This window comes from Nostoc sp. ChiQUE02 (assembly GCF_034531305.2).
Lineage (GTDB): Bacteria > Cyanobacteriota > Cyanobacteriia > Cyanobacteriales > Nostocaceae > Nostoc.
This window is the reverse complement of the sequence record NZ_JAVRBN020000006.1, coordinates 222,519-248,425: the sequence shown is the minus strand read 5'-3', so window position 1 is coordinate 248,425 and position 25,907 is coordinate 222,519. Positions and strand designations below refer to the sequence as shown.

The 25,907-nt window shown below is 42.0% G+C and carries 37 protein-coding genes; 23 read left to right on the top strand and 14 right to left on the bottom strand.

The window, feature by feature from the left end; translation table 11 throughout:
* Positions 1-2: 2 nt before the first annotated feature.
* The 3 genes from RM347_RS09055 to RM347_RS09045 are packed head-to-tail and all read right to left on the bottom strand — an operon-like array spanning position 3 to position 1,487.
* Positions 3-806, bottom strand: coding sequence for a LamG-like jellyroll fold domain-containing protein (locus tag RM347_RS09055; protein ID WP_322719844.1), 804 nt, complete (start codon positions 804-806; stop codon positions 3-5).
* Positions 790-1,155 carry a hypothetical protein gene (locus RM347_RS09050; RefSeq protein WP_322719845.1) on the bottom strand — a complete coding sequence of 122 codons (366 nt, stop codon included), beginning with the start codon at positions 1,153-1,155 and terminating at the stop codon, positions 790-792. The genes RM347_RS09055 and RM347_RS09050 overlap by 17 nt, the downstream gene beginning before the upstream one ends.
* Positions 1,155-1,487, bottom strand: a complete 333-nt coding sequence (locus RM347_RS09045) for a hypothetical protein (protein WP_322719846.1) — start codon at positions 1,485-1,487, stop codon at positions 1,155-1,157. Before RM347_RS09045 ends, RM347_RS09050 begins: the two co-directional genes overlap by 1 nt.
* Before the next feature lie 214 nt (positions 1,488-1,701).
* On the opposite strand from RM347_RS09045, the gene RM347_RS09040 reads away from it, so the two are divergent.
* From RM347_RS09040 to RM347_RS09030, 3 genes are all read left to right on the top strand, one after another.
* A complete protein-coding gene (locus tag RM347_RS09040) occupies positions 1,702-2,307 on the top strand; it encodes a tyrosine-type recombinase/integrase (protein WP_322719847.1) in 606 nt (201 codons plus the stop codon).
* Positions 2,308-2,601: 294 nt separating this feature from the next.
* Positions 2,602-2,961, top strand: coding sequence for a hypothetical protein (locus RM347_RS09035; RefSeq protein ID WP_322719848.1), 360 nt, complete (start codon positions 2,602-2,604; stop codon positions 2,959-2,961).
* Entirely contained in the window at positions 2,961-3,296 is a 336-nt protein-coding gene (locus RM347_RS09030; protein WP_322719849.1) for a hypothetical protein, read from the top strand. The genes RM347_RS09035 and RM347_RS09030 overlap by 1 nt, the downstream gene beginning before the upstream one ends.
* Positions 3,297-3,580: 284 nt before the next feature.
* On the opposite strand, the gene RM347_RS09025 is transcribed toward RM347_RS09030, so the two are convergent.
* The 3 genes from RM347_RS09025 to RM347_RS09015 form a co-directional block, all read right to left on the bottom strand.
* Complete coding sequence (locus RM347_RS09025) at positions 3,581-5,245, bottom strand: DnaB-like helicase N-terminal domain-containing protein (RefSeq protein ID WP_428850533.1); 1,665 nt, start codon at positions 5,243-5,245, stop codon at positions 3,581-3,583.
* Between the two features lie 215 nt (positions 5,246-5,460).
* Positions 5,461-5,775, bottom strand: coding sequence for a hypothetical protein (locus RM347_RS09020; RefSeq protein WP_322719851.1), 315 nt, complete (start codon positions 5,773-5,775; stop codon positions 5,461-5,463).
* 92 nt (positions 5,776-5,867) lie between these two features.
* A complete protein-coding gene (locus RM347_RS09015; RefSeq protein WP_322719852.1) occupies positions 5,868-6,092 on the bottom strand; it encodes a hypothetical protein in 225 nt (74 codons plus the stop codon).
* A gap of 51 nt (positions 6,093-6,143) precedes the next feature.
* Here RM347_RS09015 and RM347_RS09010 point away from each other — a divergent pair, with 51 nt between their 5' ends.
* Positions 6,144-6,506, top strand: coding sequence for a KGK domain-containing protein (locus tag RM347_RS09010; protein ID WP_322719853.1), 363 nt, complete (start codon positions 6,144-6,146; stop codon positions 6,504-6,506).
* 86 nt (positions 6,507-6,592) lie between these two features.
* On the opposite strand, the gene RM347_RS09005 is transcribed toward RM347_RS09010, so the two are convergent.
* Positions 6,593-6,982 (bottom strand): hypothetical protein, encoded by a 390-nt coding sequence (locus RM347_RS09005; RefSeq protein ID WP_322719854.1) that lies wholly within the window; start codon positions 6,980-6,982, stop codon positions 6,593-6,595.
* A 237-nt stretch (positions 6,983-7,219) separates the two neighbouring features.
* On the opposite strand from RM347_RS09005, the gene RM347_RS09000 reads away from it, so the two are divergent.
* The 12 genes from RM347_RS09000 (at position 7,220) to RM347_RS08945 (ending at position 12,545) form a co-directional block, all read left to right on the top strand.
* A complete protein-coding gene (locus tag RM347_RS09000; protein ID WP_322719855.1) occupies positions 7,220-7,405 on the top strand; it encodes a peptide ABC transporter substrate-binding protein in 186 nt (61 codons plus the stop codon).
* Between the two features lie 193 nt (positions 7,406-7,598).
* Positions 7,599-7,859, top strand: coding sequence for a hypothetical protein (locus RM347_RS08995; protein ID WP_322719856.1), 261 nt, complete (start codon positions 7,599-7,601; stop codon positions 7,857-7,859).
* On the top strand, positions 7,834-8,304 hold the full coding sequence (locus tag RM347_RS08990; RefSeq protein WP_322719857.1) for a hypothetical protein: 471 nt from the start codon (positions 7,834-7,836) through the stop codon (positions 8,302-8,304). The genes RM347_RS08995 and RM347_RS08990 overlap by 26 nt, the downstream gene beginning before the upstream one ends.
* Positions 8,291-8,542: a hypothetical protein gene (locus RM347_RS08985; RefSeq protein ID WP_322719858.1), complete on the top strand. Its 252-nt coding sequence runs from the start codon at positions 8,291-8,293 to the stop codon at positions 8,540-8,542. The genes RM347_RS08990 and RM347_RS08985 overlap by 14 nt, the downstream gene beginning before the upstream one ends.
* A 9-nt stretch (positions 8,543-8,551) precedes the next feature.
* Positions 8,552-9,064, top strand: a complete 513-nt coding sequence (locus RM347_RS08980; RefSeq protein ID WP_322719859.1) for a hypothetical protein — start codon at positions 8,552-8,554, stop codon at positions 9,062-9,064.
* Positions 9,064-9,336 carry a hypothetical protein gene (locus tag RM347_RS08975; RefSeq protein ID WP_322719860.1) on the top strand — a complete coding sequence of 91 codons (273 nt, stop codon included), beginning with the start codon at positions 9,064-9,066 and terminating at the stop codon, positions 9,334-9,336. Before RM347_RS08980 ends, RM347_RS08975 begins: the two co-directional genes overlap by 1 nt.
* Positions 9,318-9,857 carry a hypothetical protein gene (locus RM347_RS08970; RefSeq protein ID WP_322719861.1) on the top strand — a complete coding sequence of 180 codons (540 nt, stop codon included), beginning with the start codon at positions 9,318-9,320 and terminating at the stop codon, positions 9,855-9,857. Before RM347_RS08975 ends, RM347_RS08970 begins: the two co-directional genes overlap by 19 nt.
* Positions 9,847-10,050: a hypothetical protein gene (locus RM347_RS08965; RefSeq protein ID WP_322719862.1), complete on the top strand. Its 204-nt coding sequence runs from the start codon at positions 9,847-9,849 to the stop codon at positions 10,048-10,050. The genes RM347_RS08970 and RM347_RS08965 overlap by 11 nt, the downstream gene beginning before the upstream one ends.
* A 76-nt stretch (positions 10,051-10,126) precedes the next feature.
* Positions 10,127-10,582, top strand: coding sequence for a hypothetical protein (locus RM347_RS08960; RefSeq protein ID WP_322719863.1), 456 nt, complete (start codon positions 10,127-10,129; stop codon positions 10,580-10,582).
* Positions 10,579-11,079 carry a hypothetical protein gene (locus tag RM347_RS08955; RefSeq protein ID WP_322719864.1) on the top strand — a complete coding sequence of 167 codons (501 nt, stop codon included), beginning with the start codon at positions 10,579-10,581 and terminating at the stop codon, positions 11,077-11,079. Before RM347_RS08960 ends, RM347_RS08955 begins: the two co-directional genes overlap by 4 nt.
* Positions 11,080-11,086: 7 nt before the next feature.
* Complete coding sequence (locus RM347_RS08950; protein WP_322719865.1) at positions 11,087-11,299, top strand: hypothetical protein; 213 nt, start codon at positions 11,087-11,089, stop codon at positions 11,297-11,299.
* Between the two features lie 136 nt (positions 11,300-11,435).
* Positions 11,436-12,545, top strand: coding sequence for a site-specific integrase (locus tag RM347_RS08945; RefSeq protein WP_322719866.1), 1,110 nt, complete (start codon positions 11,436-11,438; stop codon positions 12,543-12,545).
* Positions 12,546-13,001: 456 nt separating this feature from the next.
* Here the strand turns inward: RM347_RS08945 and RM347_RS08940 are convergent, their stop codons facing one another.
* On the bottom strand, positions 13,002-13,196 hold the full coding sequence (locus RM347_RS08940) for a DUF2795 domain-containing protein (RefSeq protein ID WP_322719867.1): 195 nt from the start codon (positions 13,194-13,196) through the stop codon (positions 13,002-13,004).
* Positions 13,197-14,027: 831 nt separating this feature from the next.
* Here RM347_RS08940 and RM347_RS08935 point away from each other — a divergent pair.
* Complete coding sequence (locus RM347_RS08935; protein ID WP_322719868.1) at positions 14,028-14,477, top strand: hypothetical protein; 450 nt, start codon at positions 14,028-14,030, stop codon at positions 14,475-14,477.
* Positions 14,478-14,695: 218 nt separating this feature from the next.
* Here the strand turns inward: RM347_RS08935 and RM347_RS08930 are convergent, their stop codons facing one another.
* The 3 genes from RM347_RS08930 to RM347_RS08920 all read right to left on the bottom strand — a co-directional run bounded on the left by RM347_RS08930 (position 14,696) and on the right by RM347_RS08920 (position 15,813).
* Positions 14,696-14,884 carry a hypothetical protein gene (locus RM347_RS08930; RefSeq protein ID WP_322719869.1) on the bottom strand — a complete coding sequence of 63 codons (189 nt, stop codon included), beginning with the start codon at positions 14,882-14,884 and terminating at the stop codon, positions 14,696-14,698.
* A gap of 76 nt (positions 14,885-14,960) precedes the next feature.
* Positions 14,961-15,455 (bottom strand): hypothetical protein, encoded by a 495-nt coding sequence (locus RM347_RS08925; protein ID WP_322719870.1) that lies wholly within the window; start codon positions 15,453-15,455, stop codon positions 14,961-14,963.
* A 4-nt stretch (positions 15,456-15,459) separates the two neighbouring features.
* Entirely contained in the window at positions 15,460-15,813 is a 354-nt protein-coding gene (locus RM347_RS08920) for a PadR family transcriptional regulator (RefSeq protein ID WP_322719871.1), read from the bottom strand.
* Between the two features lie 239 nt (positions 15,814-16,052).
* On the opposite strand from RM347_RS08920, the gene RM347_RS08915 reads away from it, so the two are divergent.
* Positions 16,053-16,190, top strand: coding sequence for a hypothetical protein (locus tag RM347_RS08915; RefSeq protein ID WP_322719872.1), 138 nt, complete (start codon positions 16,053-16,055; stop codon positions 16,188-16,190).
* Positions 16,191-16,489: 299 nt separating this feature from the next.
* On the opposite strand, the gene RM347_RS08910 is transcribed toward RM347_RS08915, so the two are convergent.
* From RM347_RS08910 to RM347_RS08900, 3 genes are all read right to left on the bottom strand, one after another.
* A complete protein-coding gene (locus tag RM347_RS08910) occupies positions 16,490-18,379 on the bottom strand; it encodes a transketolase (RefSeq protein WP_322719873.1) in 1,890 nt (629 codons plus the stop codon).
* Positions 18,380-18,936: 557 nt separating this feature from the next.
* Positions 18,937-19,407 (bottom strand): GNAT family N-acetyltransferase, encoded by a 471-nt coding sequence (locus RM347_RS08905; RefSeq protein ID WP_322720062.1) that lies wholly within the window; start codon positions 19,405-19,407, stop codon positions 18,937-18,939.
* 394 nt (positions 19,408-19,801) lie between these two features.
* The gene (locus tag RM347_RS08900; RefSeq protein ID WP_322719874.1) at positions 19,802-21,148 is read right to left on the bottom strand and encodes an erythromycin esterase family protein; all 1,347 of its coding nucleotides are present in this window, start codon (positions 21,146-21,148) and stop codon (positions 19,802-19,804) included.
* 604 nt (positions 21,149-21,752) lie between these two features.
* Between RM347_RS08900 and RM347_RS08895 the strand changes: the two genes are divergently transcribed.
* The 5 genes from RM347_RS08895 (at position 21,753) to RM347_RS08875 (ending at position 25,893) form a co-directional block, all read left to right on the top strand.
* Complete coding sequence (locus RM347_RS08895) at positions 21,753-22,259, top strand: hypothetical protein (RefSeq protein WP_322719875.1); 507 nt, start codon at positions 21,753-21,755, stop codon at positions 22,257-22,259.
* Between the two features lie 227 nt (positions 22,260-22,486).
* Positions 22,487-22,813, top strand: a complete 327-nt coding sequence (locus tag RM347_RS08890) for a DUF6464 family protein (protein WP_322719876.1) — start codon at positions 22,487-22,489, stop codon at positions 22,811-22,813.
* Between the two features lie 248 nt (positions 22,814-23,061).
* Positions 23,062-24,318, top strand: a complete 1,257-nt coding sequence (locus RM347_RS08885; protein WP_322719877.1) for an ABC transporter substrate-binding protein — start codon at positions 23,062-23,064, stop codon at positions 24,316-24,318.
* A gap of 7 nt (positions 24,319-24,325) precedes the next feature.
* Positions 24,326-25,276 carry a branched-chain amino acid ABC transporter permease gene (locus tag RM347_RS08880; protein ID WP_322719878.1) on the top strand — a complete coding sequence of 317 codons (951 nt, stop codon included), beginning with the start codon at positions 24,326-24,328 and terminating at the stop codon, positions 25,274-25,276.
* Between the two features lie 14 nt (positions 25,277-25,290).
* The gene (locus tag RM347_RS08875; RefSeq protein WP_322719879.1) at positions 25,291-25,893 is read left to right on the top strand and encodes a Uma2 family endonuclease; all 603 of its coding nucleotides are present in this window, start codon (positions 25,291-25,293) and stop codon (positions 25,891-25,893) included.
* Positions 25,894-25,907: the final 14 nt, after the last annotated feature.

Below are 25,907 nucleotides of genomic sequence, written 5' to 3'. Positions count from 1 at the left end.
TATCATTCCAGGAATGGTAAAGTAGGAACTTTTACAGAAAACGATTTGATTCTTACACCAGCAATATATGCTCCAGACAAGGCTGGAATTCCATTGGAGTATCCGATGGAGATAACTGGATTGGAAGTAAATTTCGGTTGATTTGTGATGGTCGCTATACTTTGACAAACTCCGTTGAGAAACAGATATATTCCGTTACCATTCCGCGCCATTGCTACATGGTTCCACGCGTCAAAATTTGCCGAATTTATTGAATAGCAAGACACTTCAACACTTTGACTCCCGCTATAAACTTGTGCATAGAATTGTTTAAAAATACCATTATTGTTATAGCCGCTTCTCATTAGCCCTAGCGTGATATCGAGGCTACTACTCTTCAGATTAATAAAGGTTGCATATGTGTTATTCGTGGCGTAAGAGCTTGGTAGCCACACGAAGGATTCAAGCAACCAATCAGCATTTATTTGGAAATCATTACTAGCACTATATTGCAGATAGCTACTGCCTGGGAAATACAGGCTGCTACCTCCGGAATAAGGACTTTTATCTGCACTAATCGACGGAGAACCAACAGAAGTATAAGCATGACCTTTTAAATCAACAAAGTCAGCCTGGTAATTGGCTATCAATATCGTGTTTGCCTTTAGTAGCCCTCCTCCGCCTTCAATGCTTGCGGATATGCCAGAAAATAAATTCTGTTTCGTAATTTTGTATGTCGTACCCGTGTTTGAGTCGTCTCCGATAAAAAAATCAGCATCACCTGCCTCTGTTTTCTCGACAGATAAATTTCTAATCTTCGTACTCATAGCCTGATACCTCAAAGCGTTGTATTACTACCTGCTTAACTTCCGCAAATTCCGTCTCAGATGTAGCTGTGTAAAAAGGCTTCCAAACAAACATCTTTAAGAACTCAAATACATCAGAATTATCGAAGGATAAAGTATCGCCACCGATATCAATCTTGTCGTCGTCATCTGTTACGATTTCGCCCTGAAAACTACTAAGAGCTTGCAAACAGATTGCTATTAAAAGTTGCTCGGCGCGATTGTTAAGGGAAGGTGTTAAGCTAGGGAGACTAGATTTCGATATCACCAAGGAATCTATGTCTTGTGTGGCATTAACGCCGAAAATACTCTCTAGCGATAGCCTGTACATTAGTAATCGTCTGGGTCGATAGTTGTGCTACCAGCAGACTTTTGCATACTCACAGTAATGTCATCCTGTCGGTACGTAACGTTGTTGCGGATTATGAACGATGGCACGTATCCATCTGCAATAGAAATATTTTGATCGGCGTTGGATTCTAGGGCGGTTGCAGTTAGGTAATCTTTTGCTTTTAAAACAAGAGCGACAAATAAAGATTCAGCAGTATTATTTCCACTTGCAGTTAAGCCTACAGTTGCTAGTGCTGATTTTTGAATTGTCAAGGTATTAGCATCTTGAGTTGCACCTGCTCCAAAAATTTGTGCGAGAGTTGGTTCTGCCATACAACGAATTAATAAAGTGAATAAATCTGTTGTATGACTGATTCAAAAAATCGTAAATGTTCCACTTTTATGTAAAAGCAGCACAATTGCTGAGGACGTAGAACCCTTGCTGTGAATAGTATTAAGCCAGATTTAGCTGTTAGCTAAAAATAGAAATGTTCCGGTTTAGCCATTGGGAGCGGTTAAACCGGAACAGTTAATAAGAGAAGGTATTATGAAAAATGATAGAGAAGGTCAAGCCGCTGTTTTGACTAATGAGGATTGCTCGAAAATTCGCACCAAAATTAGGAGTCGCAAATACAAATTACTTTTTGACTTGGCTTGGTACACAGGTGAGCGATGGGGTGCTTTGGTTCAGCTGCGAGTAGCCGATGTTTACACTGATGATGGCACTCCAAGGGAGTATATCAATTTTCGAGCCAGAACGCGCAAGGCTAAACCAAACAGCAAAAGTAAGACCCAAAATCCAGCTAAACGCAAGAACCGACAAGTGCCAGTACATCCAGTTCTTAAGGAGATATTGCTTGCATACAAGCCAGAGTCAGATTCTCTGTACATGTTTCCCGCTCGCGAAGGTGACAAACCGATTACCTTGAGGTGGGCAGATGCCATTTTACGCGCTGCGGTTGACAAAGCTGGATTATCTGCCAAAGGCATCTCGACTCATTCCACCCGCCGGAGTTTTATTACCAATTTGGCGAACAAGGGTATCAACTTGGCGATGATTAAAAAAATTACTGGTCACACCGATTTGAAAGTACTTTCGGCGTACATCGAGGTCAGCGACCAGGACGTTAAAAACGCGATCGCAACTCTATGATCAGCAAACTCCTATTCCTGCAAATCGAAATCTTCCTTGAGTCCTTTGAGGCTGGGAAATATAACCATCCACTCTTTCTAGCTATGGCTCTAGAGTGTTTGGCGAATCAGGCGTGGGATGAAGTTGACCGACTCTACCCAAATTTGTGACAAACCACAGCTAGATGGATAGGCTGTATGTGCCGATAACACAAATGGGATTTACCCGCGATCGCACTTTGGCTTATGAGCGCGATCGCATTTTTTATGCCTTTGTGATACATTGACGTGTCACACGTCAATACAGGCTTTTGAAATGAACAAAGGCGGACACACTACCGGCACTTGGGGAAGCGGTAGTAGCTGGCAAAGTGGCCCCACAAAAACAATTCGAGTTCCAATCGCTCTGGAAGCTGAAATTATGGAATATGCCAGAGCAATAGACAGTGGTATTGACGTGTCACACGTCAATACAGCAGAAGTAATCTTAAAGGCGATTGAGAAATATATCGAATTTAGGCAGCAGCACCATCACCCAAATCAGCACTCTAGCAAGCCAGAAATTAGCAGTCGCCCTTGGGACGAGCTGCGGCGCTTCCAGAAACTTGTGCAGGAGAATCCAGCCACTTTGGACATCGTGAGCGATACTTGTCGATCGCACTCCGCAGGATTATAATGTCAGACTTTTACCAGTTGGTGGGGGAAGTAAGCTTTCGCAAGTCGTTTCTTGCGATCGTCAGATTTGAGCCAGATGCCATCGGCTCTAATGGTGGTGATGGTTGCAAAGGTTTCTTTGTGCTTGCCAACCCGAATCACTACTCTGTCTCCAATCCTAAAATCACTCCTGGGGGATTGCTCACAGCATTGCAAGTCGGTGAAGGTCAGACTGAATCGGCCTCTTCCTTGGACATTGCAGCTAGCCTCAGAGAACTCATCAAAAATTTGGAATACTTTTACCTCTCGCTGAAAAGACGCGCTCCAGTAGGTGGCTTTCTCCTCAATCAGGGGTAAGGGTAAAGGATCACCCCCCGGATCACCCTGGGGAAAACTGCCAGAGTTGTTATCTAGCAAGGCTTTTGCGGCATTTTCACAAGATTGTATAGTTTCGCACATGATCAGGGAAGGATCACCCCCCGGATCACCTCCAGAATTGTTATCTGGTAGGGTGTTCAAGCAAAGGTGATCCTGATCCTCGGAAATTAAAGTTTTCAAAATTTCTGGACTTGGACTTTTTTGGAAATTCTCAGAAGCACTCTGAGGATCACCTTTGGCTATACTGCTTACTGTATCTAGGTTTAAGGGGTGATCCTGGGGGTGATCCTGGGGTGATCCTCGTAGACCAAGTAGTAGGTGTTAGGTTTTCCCGGCTGGCGGTTTACGCTCACCAGTCCATCGGCTGCTAATTCTGCTAGGTAGCGGCGGGCGTAGCTTTTAGAGGCCCCTAGCCTATGGGCAATTTCCTCTGAGGTGAAACCGATGTTTCTGTTGTCAGCCAGTAGCTCTAAGGTGCTTTCCTTCGCTGACTGACCAGCTCCGTTGGGTTGTTCTACCTCCTCTCCCAAGAAGGTAAAGCCTAAATCTTCTGGGTTAAACATCAAGCGGTATTTCTTACCAGAAGACCTGGAGCGTGATTTATTGATTTCCAGGATGCGATCGTTGGGCGTTGCTGTTTGGCTAGTGTCTTTGGTCAGTTGCCAGACTTCGCTGACTGCGTTGCGTATTGCTGTCGTACCACGAACGCCACCTTCCTTATTTGTGTGGTGAATAATGACAAAGGTGGTTTTGTATTGGCTGGCTAATCCAGTTAACTCCAGGATTGGGCGGGCGTATTCCATCTCCGACTCTTTGTAGACTGAGTAGCGGTTGGCGGTTGAAAGGGAGTCGATAAAAACTAACTCCGGCTGAAATTCTTTCAAGTCATGCAACAAAGTGGGTATATTCTCGCCGCTCCAACCAAAGCGCACTCTCACATATTTGCTAATATCCTCTTCTGAGTAACCCAGGATTTCTAAAGCTTCAAACATATCACCGGGGCTTTCATCACCCTGGTAGTAAAGTATTTTTCTCTTCTGCCCCGTGGTATTAAACTGACCAAATTCAGAACCTTGAATCAATACTTTACCTATTCCATAGGCAAACTTGGTTTTACCAATTCCACCATCGGCGGCCAAGAGAATGGTTGTATTTTTAGGAACAAGACCATTCATCAACCATTCTCTGACGGTGGAACCTGCTAGTTCTTTTAACTCTTCGTAGGTGAGTAAATTGCTACACTGTTCAGTCAAACTTTTGAGGTAAAGAAGTTCCAGTAATTTCATAGAAAGTTGGCTCTCTTCAGCCAAATCTTTCAGTTTTAATAGTCTCAGGGTTGGTTGTTCACAAGTGGTGTAAATTTCAGTTAATTCATTCAGTAATCGGTCATGTATCAAACGCTGACTTTCTTCTTTTGTTTGATAAGAAGGTGTATCAATTATTGATTTTACTTTGTTAGAAAGTAGGTAGATCATTTCGGATATATCTATATCTGTTGAATGTCCTAATTTTCTAATCTCTTCGCTTACTTTGATCACATCACGCCTAATTGCTGCATCAATTACTAGTTTAGCCATGTGGTCGATATTGATAGCGGTAACACTCGCACCTACTACACTTGCAAGTTTAGCTCTACCACCTATTCTGGTTAAGATATCGTGATTTTTTAACCAGCTAGTAACACTCAATAAATCTGTTCCTTCCCCTTTTTTGGAAAGTCTCAAGCAAGCTTGATAAATGTCTTTGTGCGCTCTGATGTAAAAGTGTTCTGGTCTTAATGTGTCTTTAACTCGATTAATCGCATTTGGGTCTTTAAGAATACCACCTATTATTTCTTCTTCTGCTTCTATCTCAAATGGTGGTAACTCGTTTATGTTTGGCTCAAAGCTAGGTTGCTCTTGGGGAAAGGGGTAAATACCTTGTGTCATCTCTCTGTCCCCCGATTAGCTAGCTTTGAATTATTTGATGTGGTAGAATACAGGGAAATAGCGGTTTCTTGACCGCTTAAACTTATTAAGTATTTGTTCATTTTTTACTCAATCTTTTTGGTAATTGATTCACTAATCTCTAAATTAGTGAGTTTTTTTTTGCGTGTGATAAGTTGCTTAGTTCCTATTCAAACATTGCCACCAATTGCCATAATTTAAAATCCACCTCCTGACTCAAACCACCTTTTATCCAGTGCATCAACCAGCTCTGACCATCCCTTGAGTGGCATTCTGTTGGGATAACCATATTTTTGGAATGTGCCAATTATTTGGGGGTCTTTCCAGTCGATAGCCAGAATTCCCATGATGTGTTGACATTCCCAATAGGCATGGACAAGTTTTGTTAGATGGACAATGTATTTGTGAGAAAGTCCTGAGATGTCAGAGATAGGACGGTTTGTTTTGATGGCAGATTCCTGGAAGAATTTTTGAATTCGTGGATGCTGCCACGTCCACCCCAGGCGGGTCATCTCAGTTTCTAGTTAGGTGATTGCTGTTTGATTTGTCATTGGTCATTGGTCATTGGTCATCAGTGATTAGTTCGTGGCGATCGCACTTCCAATCACGCAGCAGTGAAGTCAACGTAATACTCAGTCCCAACAGAGAATTGAGCCGATGCCGCAGGGTTGGTGATTTGGAGTGTAATGTTACCGGCTGGTGTCGCTTGCCAGAAAGTTAGGTTTTCTGCATTAGGTGGGTTGCTGGTTACTGGGGTGAGGATAACTGTTGCTGTCTGGGTTTCGTGGTTGAGAGTATTTTGCTGACAGGTGAATTTGGCTCTGATCATTGGTTTTATTCCTTGGTGGTCTGTGGGAAAGATTAGGGAAGGCGGATCGAGTTGGCGCTTGATCCGCCATTTTGTTTATCAAAAGAAAAAATCGAAATGAGTGCTTTTGAATTAAATAACGAAGATGTTTTGTTGATGTATACAAGTGAGAGCTTTACAAAAGACAGAACATCGAGGGCCGGGGATATGTTGGAAGATGTCAAGGATTTTTTCTATTCTTGTAATTTGCCGCATAAAGGGTGGATAGATGGTGGTGTCGAGTGTGAGGTTTTACAGACATCTGGTGGAGGTTGGCAGAAAGGGAAAGTAAAACTTTCTATTCGCATTGAGTTTGTTCCTGATGAGCCAGAAGTACTTCAGCAAAGCGCTTCTATAGTTCCCGGCGAGCCGATGCCGCAATTAGACACCGAATAATCGTACATTCGTGGCGATCACACTCCGGTTTGAAGTGAGCGCAATACGCCACGAATAAAGCCGTCTACCAAAATAGGTAAACGGCTTTATTCTTGATTTTCAGGTTTCTGATTAGAAACTAAATCGTATATTTCTTGCTTCAACTCTTGAACTGCTTGTTTAAAGACTTCCTTCTGCTTCTTGGTTTCAAACAAGCGAGATTCCAGGTGCTGCTGTTGATCGTCAACGTAATGAAGATAAGCGTTCTCGATAAATTCGAGACGCTCTAGGACTTTGCCAGAAGTAGTTTGTCCTCGTTCACTGGTTGACCTAGCAAAATTCTGCCCTGAGCTATGTGTCGCAATAAATCCGATCTGGTCATCCCCATCGACTGAGCTATTATGTCCATGCTTGACCAGTCTTGCGGACTCATCCGTACATTGACTGTTTTTTCGTCTCCCACTAATTTCTTTGGTCTTGCCATTATTCTGAGTCACTTGAACGATAGCCTCATTTTATCTTTGCAAAACTTGTTTTGTATAGACAAAACTGTTGACAGGTTTTGTCTTTGCATTATACTAGCATTAGTTTAGCAAAGACGAAACTTTGCAACACAACATCGCTCCCCAACGCCTAACCCTTTGCGTTGCAACCGGAGCAAGCACCCGCGCCTCGACCTTGCGCGGAAACACCCTGTACCTGATGCCGAATGACTAATAAGCAATCAAAAACTAATGGAGGAACTAACACCAAAGCAACTACTTCAGGCGAGAGATTGGATTAAAGATTGCTGTCCCTGGGGTGATCTACAGGAAGACCAAGTTGACGATTTATCCGACGATGACGTGACAGCAGGGATTGAAAGGCATTTCAAGGGAGGAATCAGCGAATTTAAAAAGACTGTGCCGACTGAAGAGTAGAAAGGAGTACTTAGCCTCCATCCATGCTGAATGTTTCTTTTGTAACTGTTCACAAGCCGTAAGTCGTAGCGTCGCAGGGTGACAGTAAATGCTTTAAAGCAAAAAGGCGATCGCACCTTACAAAGCGATCGCCGATGTTAAACGGATTTAATACTACGGAGATTGTACTATGCCCAAACCACTTGGTTATTACGTGGACTTCTCACCAGGTGATGAGTCAGTCTTAGACGAACTGCGCGATATGTTCGGCGAGTATCTGGAGAAACTGACCACCAAAGAGAAATTCTTTTTGATTGCGGCTATCGCCGCCCAGCAGTCCCACGACTTAAAAGGAATGATTTCACCAGCAGTTCATGCTGCCAGTGGTGGGATTCTCTGCGACAAGGACAAGACCGACTTAACAGGATTACTAGCAGCCTTAATTGACTATGCAAAGCCTGTACACCACTCCTGACGCATCGCGGGAAACGGGGATACCCGAAAGCACTATTCGTTCATGGATGCGCCGTCATCCTGAAGTGTTCCAGTTCAATGTTCACGTTGTCGCCGATGAAAATGGGGTCAAGCTGTGGACACAAGCAGGAATTGAACTGTTGCACAGCCGACGTGCAACGAAAACTGCAACTGAGGACGATGCAGAAAATGATGCAGAATCCGACGCACCCGATTTACTTGAAGCGCTTCTTGAGCGAGATTCACAGCAACTTGCAGAGCAATACTGGCGATTGCTAGCAGGAAGAACGGTGCAACGGATCAAACAGATGCGGGACAATCCCACACCTAAACAACGCCAAATAGTACAGTTGTCAGTCCAATCTGCACTCAACGCCGGAACAGAGCATCTACTCTTACCCACATATCAGCCGATGTTGCTAGAGGGAGGAGATGAAACAGACTAAACGCCAAGTCACCAGCAAGGTTGTACCATTCACTGGCGAATTTTACCCAGATGTACCGGAACCCATACCAGCCGGGAATAACATTGCTGGGTTTTTAGTCATCGTTGCAGCTGCGCTCATCGCCGGCTTAAGCATGGGTGCAATATCCACTTACCAGAGTGCGGATCAAGTGCAACTGCGTGAGATGAAAGCCCAAAGTCAACAGTTAGAACAAGTTAAAAACCAAGTTTGCAAATAGGAGTAAACAATGGGAATCCTTGCACGTATTACCAGTGCTGCAAAATCCAGCAGCAACAGTAATGAATCATCGCTCTCTACAGGGGGCCACGGCATAGATAAAAATCGGGTGCTGGCTCCAACAGATCCAAACGTAATTAACCCAGTGAACGCGGGAAGTTGGGAGACTGTAAGAACTGCACCAGTAAATCATACACCACGGTACTTTAACAAAGCTGAGGCTGATGCACTTAAACAGGTTGCGAACCAGAAGAGAGAAGAAGCGCGTCAGGCTAAACGCGCCTATAAATCTCTCAAAAAATTGGAAGAGTCGGACGCACAGGTACACACAGCCCATCGTAGCTATATAAAAGGAGTTGCTGACAACGAACTGACTAAAAAACGTGCTGATGCTTCCACAGCAAGGCATTTACACACCTTGCGACCTGAGTATGCACGGCTAGGCTTTGGTCTAGACAATGCTGAGAACAAAGCACAGCAACGCATTGAAGAACTCAAAGCCAAAATCAAGGAAAAATACTAATGGCAAAGGCGGTACACCTGGGGGCTTGGTTCCTTCTGGGGTGTATCGCCTCTAGCTCATTAGCTTGGCTAGGGGCGCTGCATCCTGCTTTGTTTCGGGTAATGTGGGTTGTCTACATTATGTGTGGCGTTGCGTTAGCGCTTGCACTTCTTGCCGACGATGCGGTGAGAGCGTTTCTCAAGCTATCGGAACCAGATTATTATGCCTTGCTGATTGCGATCGCAGTTTCGATTGTTCTGGGAGGAATGCTGTCATGGCTGATAGGTGGTTAAAAACCAACTGTTTGCTGGCTAGCGCTGCGGCTTTTTGGCTAGCTGCACTTTCTCCACTGCCCCAAATTGGCAAGGGAATCAGCTATAGCTTGGCACTTGTTGCATCAGTGCAACTAGTCCAGGAGTCACGGCGACTCATAGCGCAAGATGCGCGCCGTGCAGCCCTAACAGTGATGAACCAAGAACTTGAACAAGTAGAAATTGGGCTACACACCCAACAGCAAGAGCAAGCGCTCTATGAAATGTATGGCGCTGCACCAACTTACCCGCCGGAAGTAAAGGAGGAGCTAACCACTAGCCTAGAACACTTATATAGAGAACCGAGCGCGGATCGTAGCGGTGAAACTTCCGCTTCCACTTCCGACAATAAAGCCTTCTACTTAGCCGTTATAGGTCTGTTGGAAGTCAAGGGCGAAACTTATGTCATTGAGCAAATTTTGAAAATGGGCGGCCGTCGCTGGGAAGAAGGCAAGCGCCGATTACAACAAATTCTAGATGAGGGACAACAAAATGAGTGGTAATTTCAAAGTCACCATACCTAACGCCAGCAAGATGATGAACGTAAATGAAAGCTTTGAAATGAGCAAGGATGAATTAGAAGCGCACTTCCCTAAAGAGATAAAAATTCTTGAAAACTCTCCTTGCAGCGCTGTCAGCATCGCCTATCAAAATGGCGATGGCTCAATAATTATCGAAAAGCCTAAGACCAGATAATTTAATTGCGATCGCGCTTTTGCGAGGAGTGCGATCGCTGTTCATCTACCAATGTCAAAAATATCACACAACTGTTATGGGAGCTATTGACAAAGGAAAGGAAATTATCAAGGAGGCAATTCGAGCGACTCAAGCGGGTTTCGTGGCTCGAATTCCGGTTGAAGATCAAGCCAATTTAGCTGTATTTCAGCAAGCATTGAGAGCGGCAGATGTTCAGCGAATGCTTGTACAGAAAAATGTGTCAGTTGAGTTCTACATTCCAGAACCGCCAATTGAACAAGGTAAAAAATGGATGCTGAAATTTATCAATGAAGCTCCAGCAGATATCCGTGAAATTGTTTTTCCGTACCGCTCGCGTGACTGCGCTGATGCACAAGCCGCCTTGGAATCGCCTGAAGTACAAGCAGCCTTAACTCGTCGTGGCATAACAGCCTCAATACAGCGAATTGATGATAAACCATCAATTGTTATTGCCAGCATTGACCAAGTGGTAAGCGGTGAACTTGACAGATATTTGAGGGAGCGGGAATGAATATGACAGATAATTCATCATTCAATCAAGAGGAATCTGATAGATATGAAGCTGCTTTTAAACGGCTTAGTAATACAAATACCATTCCTCTACTAATTTCTGAACAAGCTGCTTTTATGCTAATTGCTCAACTTCAATTAGCATTTCGGCATCCAAATAATATTGGTGCAAGTAGGGATGTAGTAAGAAAATCAATTCAGCCAATAGTTGATTACTTTACTGGTGATGTTAGAGAAATCTTAGAAAGAGGTTTTCATCCAGAATTTGACATAGACACTACACCACAACCAGATCCAGATTGGGATTATCACGAAACCTGGCAATTATTACACACTATCAAAAATAAAATTGATGCCGGAATAAAGTTTATTTCTGGTGAAGAACTAGCAGGCAACACAACTGATGAAAAGCTCAAACAAATACTGGAGCCAGCTTTAGAGCAACTAGAAGAAGTTATCGAAAATCACTTAACAAATTATTCAGATGACGATGAGTAAGCCATTGATGAATGAGTCCGTTATTTTACCCAAGGATTTATATGTTTTAAACACTTTAGCAATGGGAGTAGCTATACAACTTCTTGCCAAAGTAACTGGGGAAACTATAGAAGACTGGAAAGCGTATGTAGGGGCAAAAGCTAGCGAACAATACCGTGAATTATCTACTGAAAGAATTCAAGAAATAGTTAAGTCTCTGGATGACGAAATAACCGCCTGAATGCAATTGCAATAAGGCTACCTGACACAGTAGCCATCATTGCATAAATTTTTGATTTATACCAAGTGATTTTATCCCAACAGAAGTAAGTATTCATTTTGGGATGAATTTCTCATGCAAATAAAAGTACTTTCTCATGAAAAATATTGAACACCGAATTAATGAGGCGAACGGACGACTCCGTAATTACGGTATTAGTATTGAACAAATCGGAGCCAGACTCTATTTGCGGGCAATGCTTCCCGCAAAACCACAATCAGTAAAAGATGCCTGGCATCAACAAAAAATAAATATCACTGTTGCCAACCTCGACGGAGTAAAGCTTGCTGAGAAGGAAGGCAAGCTGCTCAGACTTAAGCTTGATACTAAAACCTTTGATTGGAGCGATTATTTAAAATCAGAAACACAGAATAGTAAAGTGAAAACTATCGGTGAATTAATTCAAGAATTTGAAAAAGATTATTTTGAAAGAAGGCAACGTAACTTTAAAACAGAAAGTACATGGAAGGTTGAATATCAGACAGTTTTTAAAACATTGCCTCAACACGAAATACTTAATGCTGAAGTACTAAAGCAAGCCATTTTAACAACCACGCCAGACACTAGAACCCGGAAACGATTTTGTCTGACACTGCGATTATTGGCTAAATTTGCTGACCTTGATTTTAATCCTAATTCTTATTCAGGAAGCTATGGCTATAGAAGCAGGCAGATCCGCAGTCTGCCAACGGACAAATTAATTCTTGAGTGCCATTCAAATCTAAGCGATCCGAAGTGGCAGTGGATATTTGGAATGCTTGCCACTTACGGATTGAGAAATCATGAAGTATTTTTCTTAGATTTAGAGCAGCTACGAGCAGGTAATAAAATTATTACCGTCCTCGCTGGCAAGACTGGCTACAGAAAAATCTGGCCTTTCCATCCAGAGTGGTTTGACTCATTTGGCTTGCCTAATGTCAAAATCCCAGAGATCAACTTAAACCGAAATAATTCTGCAATTGGCAGAACCGTTACTCAAAGATTTAGACGAAATGATGATTTACCATTTAGGGTTTACGATCTTCGCCATGCTTGGGCTATTCGCACTCTAGAGTATGGAATTGATATAACCCTGGCAGCCCAGCAGATGGGGCACAGCCTGTCGGTTCACAGTAACCTCTACCACGCATGGATCAACGCCGAGCATCATCAAAGAGCTTTTGACTTGGCGATAAATAAAAGCGATCGCCCTGTTCCACCAGAATGATGAATTTATAATTTCTAATCTTGAATCAACCAGCAGCTAGTTGCTGGCTTTTTGCGTTGCGATTGTAATGAGACGGTGACTCTTAATCTATTGGTTGCGGGTTCAAATCCCTCGTCACCCATCCTTTCCAGCCCTCCACAATTTACCCTTGCCTAAATTGAGCAAGTACCATCGTCTCAAAGCCGCTATTTTTGGGGATAAAGACCACTAAAGCTTTGACTAAATTTAACCAAAAATTCCCTCTTACCTCTTAGCAGTCCAGTGGACGGTTAGAATGTGACAAAAACTGACTTTTGTCTCTATATAAATTATTAAATTAAGAATATTATGTTTTTAAGCAATCTATTAAATAATAAAGTAAGTAAAATAGGATATCTTTTTACCGAATAAGGGTTATGCCCTATTTTATTGGGATAAAGATATTTAACAATTTGTGTTACTTGTTTCGATAATTATTTATTCACTTTCACTTAAAGCTTGGCTAATGTCAGCTAAAGTTTCATACTGTTTTAAAGGCAACTGCTTTAATGCTCGTAGAACAACCTCGTCAATACCTTTTTCTTCAGCATATTTAAGCAAGTCTTGTTTGCTGAGTGGATAAGTAACTTCATCCAAATTTTTCTGTAACTGTACTAAGTTAACTGTAGTCATAATGATTCTCTTTAATATCTAAATTTGCGTATTTAACATCAGAAACGTAAAATCTAGCCAAATATTGGTTTTTACAACAATCAGAACATTAACTCACAAGTAAAACTTCAAGGTCTGTTATTTCTAGCTTGAGGTATACGCTGTGAAAATTTATTCCTCTTAAGTAAGATATTAAAACCAATTATAGTAAATTTAAATACATCCTCTTTTCCAGATACTGGTAGTATAATTTTGATTTATCTAACTTTTTTACTAAGACTTTTAGGACTAATTACTATTTGCCCGGCTCCATAGCACGTAGAGCAATCACCTATAGAAAAATTAGCTAAATCAAAAAGTGGTTATATCACCCAGAGTGAATTCCCAGAAATGACTCAACCAAGTATTTGCCTTTGGTGCGGACGGCAGATTAGTAAATTCCCAGTGGAAGAAGAAATTATTACTACTGCGTAGAACATGCACCAAAGTATGGTTTCTGTTACGGCTGTGGTTATTTCTGGTCTGGTGTTGAGCACTTTGATTTCGCTACTGCTTGGGGTGGGATTGAAGGACTTTGTGAAAATTGTGATACAGAATTTCGCGCTAATTTAGGCGAATTTGATGACGATTACGATTCTGAAGAAGAATTTTATAGTCGCTACGCTTATTGGGGTTAATTGCGATCGCACTCTCTAAAGTTGGTAATAGATTTATAGCAGTTCAATAGTTTCAGTAGCTCCTCATCTCCTATATGCTGTATCTAAAAGGTTATTGATATTAAATATTTTCACTTACTTATAACTCTAATAAACTCTGCTAAAAAGGGTAAAGGTAATTTATTAACTCATACTCATGATGACACAAATTTTACCTGAAAAATACCAGTATCCTTCCACCAATATTTGGTTCTATGGAAATACTGAACCCGCTAATTTAGTCAACCTTTCCCGAATACTTGAATTGTTGCCAAGTTGGCATGAAAAAAGTGTTGTAATGCGTTCCATCACTGCTATCAGTTCCGATTATGAAATAGAATCATATTCAGTGATACCGTGGCAAGTAACTGAGGAAAATCCTATTGAGATATTTCAAATCAAGAATCTGAAAATTCTTGAGAACTCTCTGACTTTTGATGGTTTTCAACAAATACACACTATTAAAATTAAAGCTGTAGATTTTGATCAAGTTAAAAATCAATTTTTGATTTATCTAGCCGACATTGTAAAAACTGAAGAATTTCATACGCCACCTAGAAAATATCTTACTGAAAATATATATAGGTATATTTTCACACTTAAATAACTTGGGTTATAAGTCTATAAATGCAATCGCCTACGACAGGTGAGTATGCGATCGCACTTACTAAACCTGGTAACAAGTATCTAAATATTCATGCTACGCTGATTGAACCTTAACCCTAATAGTTGACGTTAAGTGGCAACCAAATATTAGCGCACACGACACTATGCTTGCACACCCATACCGCAGGTTCGGGAGAGTGAAAGGAGGGATCGTATTGGTTACAGTAACCCTAAATCTTGAAGAATTTTAACCAGAGAGAGAACAATAGACACAACAGAACCTACATCTTTCACAACTTCAAGCAATTTTCGCCAATCCCAAGGAGTCTTTTGCTTGTCAAGGTTTTCATCAGCATTTTCAGACTCGGTTGAGCTATGGACTAATCCGTTTAAAATGGAATTAAGCACAATTTAAACTCCAATACTTGTGTTTTTACTAGCAATCTTTGGTTGAGTACCAGTCAATCAAAGACTATTAATCTGCTTAACTTTGCTTTTTTTTGGGAAGCCATGTATTTTCTACCTTGATTTGCAGGTAGGCATTAAGCAGTCCTAACAAGTGGAATCCAGTCATAATCTTGATCCAAAGTTCAGATTTACCCTTTTCCAGCCATCCACAACGTAAGGCTTCTAGTTCTCCACGCCATTCTTCTAAAAGGATTTTAGATAGCCAACCTTTTATATGGCTTTTTTGTTTGATTTCTACTAGCGACCTATATAACTTTGCCAACTTCCATTGCTCTAGCTGCCTCTGCTCCAGATCTAGCCTCAGCAGGTGCAGCTCTAGCTGCCTCTGCTCCAGATCCAGCCGCTCTTGCTCTATCCGCTTTATCCGCTCCTCCAGCCCCAGGCCTTTCACCTCCATCAACCGATGCCACCGCTCCTGCTCCAGCCGCTCCAGCCGCTCCAGGTACTTCCTCTGATTTAAAAAGAGTATTTTTTTGACTACCGTTCTGCAAAAAGTTTTTAGATACTCCATTGACTCAAGCTCCTGCCAAACCAGCTTGACCTGTCATTGAACGCATCTTTAATTGGTCACGATAGTTTTGCACTTCTCTCAGTACTGCCTGCCCTGAACCAGTTATTATGTAGTACTTACGACGCGCACCTCCTGTTTCATCTTGATCACTTCCCCATTTCCACGAAACTAACCCTTTTTTTTCAAGCCTATTCAACGTGGGATACAAACTACCAAATCCAATGGATATTGGTCTACCTTGATTTAACCCATCCAAGATTTCAAGACCATACATTTTTTGAGTTCCCATGAGAGTTAAGATATCTTCCTCTAAAGCAGAAAGCCTAATTCCATCTGTTTCATCGCGAACGTTGCTCATAAGTCTTTTTTCAATTACTACTAACTAATATACTAATAGATAAACATATAAGTGTATATATGTAAAGAGACAGTTCAAAATACTCAATAATTCAAACTTAAGTCTACAAGTGTGATCCCCTACGATGGGCGGGTACGCCATCGCACTTACTAAACCTCCTACCAAGCTTAGGGCGAAAGTATAATCAGCATAGGGAATGAGGAGAAAAACTACACTCCTCTGATAAGTAAAACCAATACATGCAACGTGAAAGCCGCTTGAATTCATCAGCAAGCGGCTTTTTCATTGATAAGTTGGGCTTAATTGGTGTGGTTGTGAGCCGGCAAGTATCAGGCAGGTACGCAATTGCAGTGGTTGTGGGGATTGTGGGACAATAAATGGATTTTGGGGTGTGGGTTTAATCTTGGTGGTTGGGTCAAGCTCAACTTGGTGGTTTAACTTTGGGTTTTGCTGGTAAAAACAGATGATTTTTCACAATAAAATTAGTAAGCCCTCTCTAGGGGGGTATAGAAACACAAAAAGCTTGAAACCTTTGCAAAATAAGGATTATTTATTATGTTTACGTCTACCCAAAAATGCAAAAAACCTATGGACGTTAACTCTAGTCTAATCACCTGAGCCGATTTCATCGCGGTCTAAGGATGAGTCTATTAAACAAAATCCATTATTTGACAGCTCATACCCTTACTGGCTGTCTGACTTGCGATTTCACCGCTTCAACAATGGCATCAGCATCAATTTTGGCAGCATGGAGGAGTTCTTCTGGAGTGCCGGAACCTAGCATATCAAGCACTGCCAACTTAATTAGCCGCAGTTGCGGTCCATTGTAAGTAGGGATACTACTAGTATCAGCAAAGGCATCAAGCACCGCTGCGCCTAATCCGCCTTCTGGCCAGTGGTCTTCAACGACGACTAAATTACCCTTGGTATCGCGTGCAGCTTGATGAATTGTCTGTACATCAATAGGTTTGACAGAGTAGGCATCTATGACGCGCACCGTGATGCCTTCGTTTTTAAGGCGATCGCTAGCTTTAAGGGCTTCATGTAATGTAATCCCAGCCGCAATCACAGTGGCTTGATCTCGCTCAGAACTAAGGATTACTTTGCTACCACCAATGGGAAATTCTTCATCAGAGCCATAAATTACAGGTGTGCTTTCTCTGGTGGTACGGAGGTAAACAACGCCATTGCGATCGCTCATCTGCGCCACTAATTTAACCGTCTGATTGGCATCACTGGGATACAGTACAGTACTACTCCATACTGCTCGGAAGGCTGCTAAGTCTTCCAGTGCCATCTGTGAAGGGCCATCTTGACCAATGGATACGCCAGCATGGGAACCTACTAATTTAATGTTGGCGCGAGAGATAGCCGCCATTCGGACAAAGTCATAACCTCTACTCAAGAAGGCGGCGAAGCTGGAAGCAAAGGGTTTGTATTTTCGTACCTGCAAACCCACCGCTGCTGCAATCATTTGTTGTTCAGCAATGTACATCTCAAAGTAGCGTTCAGGATAGGCTTCAGCAAAATCTTCAGCATAAGTGGAATTACTTACCTCAGCATCCAGGACAACTACATCGGGTTGAGCGGCTCCCAATGCAACTAAAGCGTCACCATAGGCTCGACGTGTTGCGACTTTTGTACCTTTGTTGTAGGTGGGAAGTTGCAGTGGTTGAGGATTACCTGTTGTAGCGGGTTGACCTTGTTCTTCGGGTTTGTTTACTTGAATTCTGATGTTGCGTTCACCACCTAACTCTGCGATCGCCTCTTTTTCAGCATCGGGTTTGAGTGCTTTGCCATGCCAACCACCTAAATCTTCCAAAGAAGCGACACCTTTACCTTTCTTAGTGCGGGCGATAATTACCGTGGGGCGATCGTTGATGCTCAAGGCAGCACTAAAGGCTTGGTCAATCTCTGTCAAGTCGTGACCCTCAATTTCAATTGCTTGCCAGCCAAAAGCTCTCGCACGCGCAGCATAGGCTTGTGTATTCCAACCCAGTTCAGTCTGACCCCGCTGGCCTAGTCGATTGACATCGATAATGGCAATCAAGTTGTCTAGGCTGTAGTGTGAGGCATGATCAAAAGCTTCCCATACAGACCCCTCAGATGTTTCGCTATCACCCAGCAACACCCAGACATGGTATGGAAGTTGATCTAGATATTTACCTGCTAGAGCCACCCCCACACCTATTGGTAATCCTTGTCCCAATGAGCCAGTTGCCACATCAACCCAAGGTAAAACTGGTGTAGGATGTCCTTCTAGACGACTGCCAATTTTCCGCAGTGACAATAACTCCTCGTCAGTAATTACCCCCGCTGCTTTATACATCGCATAGAGCAGCGGTGCAGCATGTCCTTTAGAGAGAAGGAAGCGATCGTTATTAGGGTTATGTGGATTATCAAAGTCGTACCGGAGATATTTGGAGAGTAAAACCGCCATTAGATCAGCGGGTGACATTGACGAGGTAGGATGACCTGAACCAGCAACGGTTGTAGCGCGAATACTATCGATACGCAACTGTTGTGCCAGTTCATGCCATTGGTGTAGTTGCTCCTGTGTAGCCATAGTAGTATTCCTAAATGAAAATCAAGGGTATTGCAGCGAATCCTTTGTCTAATCACTCATATTTTGGCTAGATTTGGCTATTTTCTCGAAAGAAATTGCCAATACGTTCTAGGTAAAGAGAAAGATTATTCTTTTTGAATTTGACTTTGTTATAGGTCAATACAGTTCAGTTAACCTTTTAATATTTTGAACATCCCCCAACTTCCCTTAAAAATGGGGGTTTTAACCCTCTTTTACCCCGTTTTTAAGGGGGTCGCCATAGGCGGGGGGATCTCAACCCCAGCGTATTGTGTTATGGGTAGTGTCTTTTCTAACCAGAACCAGACAAAAATCTAACTAATCTTGTTCAGAGATTTTTTCAATCTCTCTGGGTTTACTTTAGATAGTAGAAGTTACAGTCGCTTCTTTCTAATGGAATAACTCAGGTTTATCTCTTAAGGTATACAAGACTAATTACACTGAATTAAATATTTTTTTTATTGATAAATAAAAAAATCGATATCAAAGCGAGGAAAAAATCGTCTTTGGTTGAAATTCATGTTTAAAATCAAACTTATTTAATAATCGGCTAAATATTTTTCCATAACAAAATTTATCAGATTTTGCCCTCTACGTTCCACCTCTTGTTGTTTCACAACCACAAAATTCTGGCTTTCAAAAAAAGGTTTAGCTGTAATACTGGCTTCTGTAAATAACTTTTCAATACCTAAAAATTTTGCTTTTGTTTCAAGCTGTTCTAATATTTTCTTCCCAATCCCTTTTCTTTGAAAATCTTTATGGCAGTAAAAACGGTCAATATGACCATTAGGCTCTAGTTCACCAAAACCAATAATTTTTCCCTGCTCCTCTGCTACATAAGTAAACTTACTTCCTAATCCTTTAATCCATACGTCAATATCCATATTTGCTGGTGCCCATGCATCTACTTGTTCTTCTGGATAATCATGAATATTCACCTCATGAACAGTGTCGTAGAACAATTTCATAATTTCTTCTGTATCAGCTGTTTCGTATATTCTTAATCTCATAAGAAAGGTAATTAATGGCAAATAATTCTACTATAAATATTATCAGCGCTGGTGAGACTACTTCAACTTACGAGCGCAGCCCTTTCCGTTTATATAGCAGAATTCAGGAGGAAAAAGGCTTATTATCTAGCTTGTAAACTAAAATACTTATACCTCAATACAGTTCAGTTAAGAAAAATTGTAGGTTGGGTTGCGCTTTGCTTAACCCAACCTACACAGTTTAAGATTTTTGGCGCTCACTGAACCGTATTGACTTATACCTCACTAAATAGTAAGCCAGTGTATAACGCAACGGAAAATGGGCTATCCCCAGAATGGTGTAATAGTCCTTTAAATATCTTGCCGTTAACATACCTGATCTTTTAATCAACAATTTAAAACTCCCAACTTGTGACTAGACAGCAAAGGGAAAAGTCTCTGGTGCTTCTTCCATATCCGAGTCGGGAGTGCGGTCTAGAGGTTGCACCCCCTTTGTATCATCTATGTGGATTACCGCATCAAATTGGTCTGGGAGACGAGCATAAAAGTAGTGACTGATGCGCTCAGTTTCTGGTTGGTAAATGACGCCGATCGCTCTTTCTAATTGTGGTTCTCTAAGTCCTGCAATTGCTGAATTGTTATCCCTTAGCAGTAGTAAAAATTGGGGCAATCCAGTCTGATGGAATAGGGCTTCATAGCTTCCTGCTAAGGCAGGACGAACTAGCTTGAGTTCAGCAGTTCCTCCCCAATTAGAAGCAGCGGTCACCGTACCTGTATAAGTAGTAAAGCCAATTAGCACCGCATCATCACCATAGCGATCGCGCACTAATTGACCCACATTTACTTCACCCATTACGTTCATATCAGTTGCCCGTGCGTCTCCTAGATGAGAGTTGTGTTCCCAGACAACCACTTTGCTTGGTTTTCCCTGTTGCTCATTTTGAGCAACTAGCTGCTCTAAGGTTTCTGCCATGTGGCGATCGCGAATATTCCAGGAAGACACCCGTCCCTGAAACATTGAACGGTAGTACGCCTCGGCATTTTTCACCAGCCGAGCGTTTTGCAGGGCATAGAATAACTCATCTGCTGCTCCCTGTCCGTCTTTTTGGATATACTCAGCAGCCCGACGTTGCAGTTCCTCTAGTACATTAACCACCTCTTCTTCACAGGATTTGGTTAGTCCAAAGCTAGTAGCATAGCCATAAGTCTGGGCATCTTCACCCAAATGCTCAAAACATGAGTAGCGATAACGGGCACGTTGGGCAGCTTCGGGATCAACTTTATCCAAGTAGTCGAGAACTGCTTCTATAGAGGTATACATGCTGTAAAGGTCTAGCCCATAAAAGCCAACTTTAACGGCATTCTTGGGGAGAGCATCATTATATTCACGCAGCCAGCTTACAAAATTTAGCACATCCGTGTTGCGCCACATCCAGGAGGGGAAACGTTGGAAACCGCAGAGTGCTTCCGCAGGTGTGGGATCTCCACTCACGCCCTGCACATAGCGATTCACACGATAGGCATCTGGCCAGTCTGCTTCAACTGCTACGGCTGTAAAACCCTTCTCTTGAATTAGTCGCTTAGTAATCTCAGCCCTTTGCTCATAAAACTCATGTGTTCCGTGGGTGGCTTCGCCAATTAGGACGAGACGGGCATTGCCAATTAAGTTCATCAATGGGTCGTAGTCTGCGGCTGCACCTGTCATTCGGTATGCAGACTCACCCACCGCATCGACTAGATTAGTTATCGTTGCGTTTACCATAGTTCGGAAGTAGTGATCAGATAATTAGTAATTCGTAGTACCACTACGCAGAAGCAAGCTACGTAATTCATAATTCAATTCTTTAACTACGAATTACGTTGATGGGTTCTTGATTCCAGATCGCCTCACAAGCCAGGGTTGATCCGGTTTTCTACCTATTCGATAAATTTTTAGCCTACTAAACTCAGCTTAAAAATCTCACACATCTCTTCCATCTGGCTAATGGCGCATGATGCCTGAGGCATCGATCTCTCTATGGGAGGAGCAATACATCGTAGAGGTGTAGAGCTTTCCCGGATTTCTCACCACATCTCTCAAAACCTTGTGCTCTTGAGCAGGGGAGCAGAGGAGAGTTCAAATACCAAGTTCTTTACCCTCTGCACCTCTGACCTCAAGCTTGTGAGAAATGCGGGCTTTGTACCCCTACCAATAACTGTGGAGTTAGTTAGTGAAAGTATACTTTTGTTACTAATTAACATCGTGATATTTGCTTAGTTGCTGGTTTTCCTCAGATTAAACCTCATATACACAATTTATATAGTACAAATATACTATTTTGCTGCTAAAATGCCTTAAAAGTCAGCTAGCCAAGCTTTGAGGTAGTATGAAAAAAATCCAAGACACGGACAAAAAGCCCATTTTGCTGAAAGTTTCGCTGTTGCAGCCTACATCTGTAACTACTGCCATAGTGCCACTGCAACCCCAGGATGAAAAAATCATTAGTGAACGGGAGCGTTTGATCGCACAAGTCGAACGCGTCAATCAGATGGCAGGAGAGTTAGAAGCAGCGATATTAGAGTTGAAAGCGATCGCTAACACACTTAATACTCAAAGACAGTACCCACTTTTGAACAAAGAGCTAGGCAAAAATATTTGTCAGTATTTGGCAGTTAGTGTCCCTTGGGTGAAACGAAAGCCAGATGAATCATTTATTTTGACGACGCGAAGAGTTGATTTATTCCGAGCCGAAAGGGAAGCGGCACTGCTAGCACAGCAACTTCGTCATCAAACCAAAAAAAGATTAGCATCGCAGAGACACAGAAAAAATAAGAGTGGGGCTGAAGCTGACACAAAATGCTTCTTTAAAAAAGTATTAGTCAACAAATCTTAAAATTATCAACATTCAACGGCAGCTCACCCCTGAGGTTGTAACAGTTATGCTGATTGAAGTGGCAGAAGGAACTTCTTCCTCAAAATTGCTAGATCCCACACTGCCATTGCTAATTGCCACCAACTGTGGTTTCAATTAGGCAAAGCTGCCCTAAAATTTGCACTTCCGTAAAATCAGAGTGCAAGATCGGGGACAATCAATCAGCGCACAGAAGAGGTAAAAAGAAGGTGTTAAAGACACTTTTAGTGATTGCCGTTGGTTTTTTACCGTCCCTGATTTCCCTATGGGTGATCCGCAAAACCCATGCGCGGTCACGCTTACGGCTCAGACAAGCAGCGATGAATTTTCCAGCAGTGCCGGGACGGCAAAACGTTAGACCGATTGAAGGCGATCGCTATTATTTAGAAGGGGTGGGTTACCTAATTGGCGACATCAGCTGCAAATTTAATGCCCGATCTGGCTACATCCGCTGTGCTGTCAATCCCGACGGCCCATGTAACGGTTGTCGCCACTACGAACCGAAGGGATTAGCTGGGAGTGAAAAAAGGCTTTAAGAGTCATTACTTAGTACTCAACTGAACTGAAAAAGCGACTTCATAGCACATTCCCAAATAGAACCGGGGAATGATAAAATCACTAATAATTATAATAATTTGTATTTACAAATACTTTGAATATTTGTCTTTGCATGGTGAAATAAGAATGATTTAATAGAATTCGTGCAAAACTGTAAATCTGCGTAATTTTGTTTGCAGATTATTAGATTTTGGCGAATATCTAATAACTACATGATTATCTAACGATGAACAACGCGATCGCTCGGACAACAGCATTATTATCAACTTGCGCTTTGCTATTAGCAGGCTGTGGTGGCGGCGGTGGCCCTGTGACTGTGACAAATTCTCCAAATACTACCAGAAATAACACTACAACCGACACCACCGCTACAACGAGTACATCGTCGGGTGCTATTCCCATCGGTATTGCCGTTGCTCAAACTAGCAACGTGGCATTACTAGGTCAAGAGCAAGTCGCTGGAGCCAAACTTGCCGAGAAGTATTTCAATAGTAAAGGTGGTGTCAACGGGACTCCAATTAAATTGGTGTTTCAAGATACTAGCGGTGATGAAGCCGGGACAATTAACGCTTTTCAAACTTTAATTAATAAAGATAAAGTTATTGGGATTGTCGGCCCAACTTTGTCACAGCAAGCTTTTAGCGCTGATCCGATTGCCGAACGTGCAAAAGTACCAATTATTGGGCCATCGAATACTGCTAAAAACATTCCCGAAATTGGTGATTACGTTGCTCGTGTTTCTGCACCAGTTTCTGTTGTCGCACCTAATTCGGTGAAAGCTGCACTGAAGCAAAATCCCCAACTTAAAAAAGTTGCAGTTTTCTATGCTCAAAATGATGCATTTAGCAAATCAGAAACGGAGATTTTTCAGCAAACGGTTAAGGATCAAGGTCTGGAATTAGTAACAGTACAAAAATTCCAAACTAGTGATACAGATTTTCAAAGCCAAGCTACCAATGCGATTAATCTCAAACCAGATTTGGTCATTATTTCTGGCTTGGCTGCTGATGGGGGTAATTTAGTCCGACAATTGCGAGAACTGGGTTATAAAGGTTTAATTGTTGGTGGAAATGGTCTAAATACATCGAATCTATTGTCAGTTTGTAAAGCACTTTGTGATGGCGTGTTGATTGCTCAAGCCTACAGTCCAGAACATCCAGGTGAAATTAATGCAGCATTTCGCAAAGCCTATACTGACGAATATAATAAAGAGCCACCCCAATTTAGCGCCCAAGCTTTTGCAGCAGTGCAGGTTTATGTCGAAGCACTCCAAGCTTTAGATAAAAAGAGCAAAGTCAACAAATTACAGCTACCAGAATTGCGGACACAGTTAAATAAACAGATACTTATCGGAACATACAATACGCCACTGGGCGAAATTGGTTTTACTCCCATAGGTGAAGTTGTTCAAAAAGATTTCTATGTAGCCCAAATCAAGATGGTAAAAGATGGAAACCAGGGTAAATTCACATTTCTAAAATAGTTGCTAGATGAATACCAATCTATTTTTGCAGCAATTATTAAATGGGTTATCCATCGGTAGTGTCTATGCAATTTTTGCTTTAGGATATACCTTGGTTTATTCCATTTTGGGCATCATTAATTTAGCTCATGGTGCGATTTTTACCTTGGGTGCATATTTCACTTATGCACTCATGGGTGGTAACTTTGGATTTAATGGCTTGTTGGCTAATGCAGCCCTGCCGATAAAATTACCATTTGCTATAGCCTTGATTTTAGGAAGTAGCTTGGCGGGATTGGTAGGGGTAGTGATGGAACGAGTTGCTTTTCAACCTCTGCGCCGTCAAGGATCTGATCCTTTACTAACTGTTGTTTCCAGTTTGGGGGTAGCAGTCGTAATTGTGAACTTAATCCAGTATTTAGTAGGCGCAGAAAGTTACACTTACCCAGCAAATACTTACGGTAATTTGCCACCTGCGATTAACTTTGGTAGTTCAGAAAACCCAATTCCTATTCGTAGCGTCCAGGTGGTGATTTTTGCTGTATCAGTTGTGATTGTGGCAATTCTTACCTATTTTATCAATCGAACTAAATATGGTAAAGCAATGCAAGCGATCGCAGAAGATCCAACTACAGCTAGTTTGTTAGGAATTAATAGCGATCGCTTTATCATCCTAACATTCTTCATCAGCAGTTTTTTAGCAGGATTAGCAGGAACTTTAGTCGCCTCTAGTGTTAGTATTGCTGGGCCATATTTCGGCATTGCTTTTGGCTTGCGGGGTTTAGCGGTAATTGTCTTAGGTGGTTTAGGTAGTATTCCCGGTGCAGTGGTGGGAGGCTTAGTTATTGGATTAGTCGAGGCATTTGTTCCTGCCGAATTCTCTGGATATAAAGACGCAGTAGCCTTTGGAATTTTGTTTATCATGCTATTAGTTAGACCCCAAGGTTTACTGGGACGGCGGTTTATTCAGAAAGTTTAAAGAGACGCAGCGCCATGAAAACATACACCAAACAGAAGTTAACTTTTGATCAATTTTTAGAACAGTGTCCAGAGGAAGGTTTATATGAACTTGTGGATGGGGAAATTGTAGAAGTGCGTGCAACCAGAAATCATGATGATGTCGCCAATTTTATATTGTTTGGTTTCAATGATGAAATTAGGCGACTAAACCTAAATTATGTAGTTAATAACACAGCAGTCTTTAAAACTATAACTGCTAATGGCATAGAACAAGGACGCAAGCCTGATGTAAGTGTCATAGATAAAGATAAATGGCGCTCCAATCGTTCTGCTTATGCTGCACTTGAAGAACCTATTCAATTAGCTGTAGAGGTGACATCAACTAATTGGGAAGATGACTACATTGATAAATTGGATGAATATCAACGTTTAGGTATTACAGAATATTGGATTGTAGATTATTTGGCAATTGGACTAAGAGAGTATTTAGGAAATCCAAAAGTTCCGGCTGTATTTGTTTTTCTATTAGATGCTGAGGGAAAATACCAACGGACACTGTTTAGAGGTTCAGAACGGATTGTGTCACGAACTTTTCCTGAACTAGCGCTGACAGCAGAGCAAGTATTAACAGCTTAATGGGTGATAAAAGC